This is a genomic window from Ramlibacter sp. (genome assembly GCF_035706265.1).
In the GTDB taxonomy this organism is placed as follows: domain Bacteria; phylum Pseudomonadota; class Gammaproteobacteria; order Burkholderiales; family Burkholderiaceae_C; genus Ramlibacter.
In genome coordinates this window covers 1-2,385 of record NZ_DASSVG010000648.1, presented here as the reverse complement: position 1 = coordinate 2,385, position 2,385 = coordinate 1, and the positions used below count along the sequence as shown (strand labels likewise).

General features: G+C 69.5%; 3 protein-coding genes. 2 read left to right on the top strand and 1 reads right to left on the bottom strand.

The genetic code is table 11. The features are described 5' to 3' along the window. The coding region (locus VFM98_RS23230; protein ID WP_325112267.1) for a xanthine dehydrogenase small subunit at positions 1–1,049 on the bottom strand (1,049 nt) is incomplete at its 3' end. A gap of 105 nt (positions 1,050–1,154) precedes the next feature. On the opposite strand from VFM98_RS23230, the gene VFM98_RS23225 reads away from it, so the two are divergent. Then, positions 1,155–2,108 (top strand): LysR family transcriptional regulator, encoded by a 954-nt coding sequence (locus VFM98_RS23225; RefSeq protein WP_325112266.1) that lies wholly within the window; start codon positions 1,155–1,157, stop codon positions 2,106–2,108. Next, positions 2,105–2,385: ATP-binding cassette domain-containing protein (locus VFM98_RS23220; RefSeq protein WP_325112265.1), on the top strand; the 281-nt coding region annotated here is incomplete at its 3' end. The genes VFM98_RS23225 and VFM98_RS23220, both read left to right, overlap by 4 nt.

The following is a 2,385-nucleotide window of genomic DNA, read 5'->3' as shown; positions in this document are numbered from 1 at the left end:
AGCACGTTCTTCCGATAACCCGTGTAGAACGCCTCCAGCGGCATCTCCCGGTGCCCGCGCACGCTGAGCAGCACCACGTGCGCGCCCAGCGCGATCAGCAGCGGCATCGAGTCGCCGATCGGCGAGCCGTTGGCCACGTTGCCGCCCAGCGTGCCGGCATTGCGCACCGGCAGCCCGGCGAAGCGGGCGAAGAAGGTTTTCAGCTGCGGGCGCTGCTCGGCGAGCGCCTCGAAGGCGGCGGTCAGGCTCACGGCCGCGCCGATGGCGATGTGGTGCTCGTACTGCTCCACCCGCCGCAACTCCTCCACCTGCGTCACGTCGAGCACCTGACCGAACTGCTGGTGCATCTTGGTGACCCAGAGGCCGACGTCGGTGCAGCCGGCCACGATCTGTGCCTCGGGATGGTCGGCGCGCAGCCGCAGCAAGTCGGGCAGGGTCAGCGGCGAGAGGTAGGAGGTCGACGGCTGCGGCCCGGCCAGCGCGCGCCGCGCGCGCAGTTCTTCCAGCTGGCGCAGGATCGCCGCTTCGTCCTGCGGCACGCGCGGCAGCTGCGCCATGGCCTGGGCGGCATCGAGGATGGGACGGTAGCCGGTGCAGCGGCACAGGTTGCCGGACAGTTCCTCCTGCGCCAGCTCGCGGGTGACCGGCTCGTCGCGCAGCACGTGGTTCTGGTACATGCCGAACAGGCTCATCACGAAGCCCGGCGTGCAGAATCCGCACTGCGAACCGTGGGCCTGCACCATCGCCTCCTGCGCCGGGTGCAGGGCGCCGTCGGGTCCGGCCAGGTCCTCCACCGTCCACAGCGCCATGCCGTCGATGGAATGCGCCAGCCGGATGCAGGCGTTGATGGCGCGATACTTGAGCCTGCCGCCGTCGGGCTCGGCCAGCACCACGGTGCAGGCGCCGCAGTCGCCTTCGCCGCAGCCCTCCTTGGTGCCGGTGGCGCCGAGGTCTTCCCGCAGCAGTTCCAGCAGGGTCCGCTCGGGTGGTACATCGGTTAAGCTGACGAGTTCGCCGCGGCGGATGAATCGGATCGTCCTGGGTTCCATGGGGTTGCGCTGCAATGGTGGCCGTACGCGGCCGTGCAGCGAGGTTAATGGCCGGCCCCGCTTTTCGCATACGGACCGTGTTATGCGTGCAATGCAGGCGAAGGTATGAGGGACCAGCCGCTTTTCGACAGGATAGACCTCCACTTGATTCGGGTGTTGCATACCGTGCTCACGGAACGCAGTGTCTCGCGCGCCGCACTCCGGCTGGGAATGCACCAGCCGGCGGTGTCGGCCGCCCTGAAGCGGCTGCGCGAGCTCGCGGGCGATCCGCTGCTGGTGCGCTCGGGGCCCGCGATGGTGCCCACCGATGCCGGCCTGCGCATGATCGAGCCGAGCGCCCGCATCCTGCGCGCGGCGGAGATGCTGTTCTCCGATGCGCGCGGCTTCGAGCCGCGCACGGCGGACCAGACTTTCCGCATCGCCGCCGCCGACTACCTCGACCCGGCCTTCCTGCCGCAGGTGGTGGCCTCGGTGAAGGCGCAGGCGCCGCAGGTGCGCATCGAGATCCATCCGCTGACCGCCGCCTCCGACTACCACGCGCGGCTGGCACAGGGCGAGATCGACGTGGTGGTGGGCAACTGGCTCAAGCCCCCGCAGGATCTGCACCAGGGCCAACTTTTTTCTGACCAGATCGTGTGCATGGTCGCGCGCGACCACCCCGCGGTGCGGCGCGGCTGGAGCGTCGAGAGCTGGCTCGAGGCCGAACACATCGCGCCGACGCCCACCCATCCCGGCGCCCGCGGCGTGATCGACGAATACCTGGAGGAGCAGGGCCTGGCGCGCAACATCACGGCGCGCTGCGCCCACTTCGGCCTGATTCCGCGCATGGTGGCGTCGAGCCTGCTCGTGCTCACCACCGGGCGGCAGTTCTGCGAGCGCTTCCGCGAGCGCCTGCCGGTGCAGGTGCTGGAATGCCCGGTGGCCTTTCCGCCCCTCGTGTACTACCAGCTGTGGCACGAACGCACGCACCAGTCCGCCGCCGCGCGCTGGCTGCGCGAGCGCGTGCGCCAGGCGGCCGCGGGCCTGAAACCGCAAGAGACGTGGAGACAAGACGAGTGAGCATCCCCCGCTTGCAGCTCGCGCACATCACCAAGCGCTATCCCTCGGTGGTGGCCAACAGCGACGTGTCGCTCACGGTCCAGCCGGGCGAGACGCATGCCGTGCTGGGCGAGAACGGCGCCGGCAAGTCCACCCTGATGAAGATCATCTACGGCGCCGTCAAGCCCGACGAGGGCAGCGTGATGTTCGACGGCCAGCCGGTCCACATCCGCAACCCGCAGGAAGCGCGGGCGCTGGGCATCAGCATGGTGTTCCAGCACTTCAGCCTGTTCGACAC

Coding starts and splice junctions, on each gene's coding strand:
- VFM98_RS23225 (WP_325112266.1), top strand. CDS start 1,155: ATGAGGGACCAGCCGCTTTTCGACAGGATAGACCTCCACTTGATTCGG.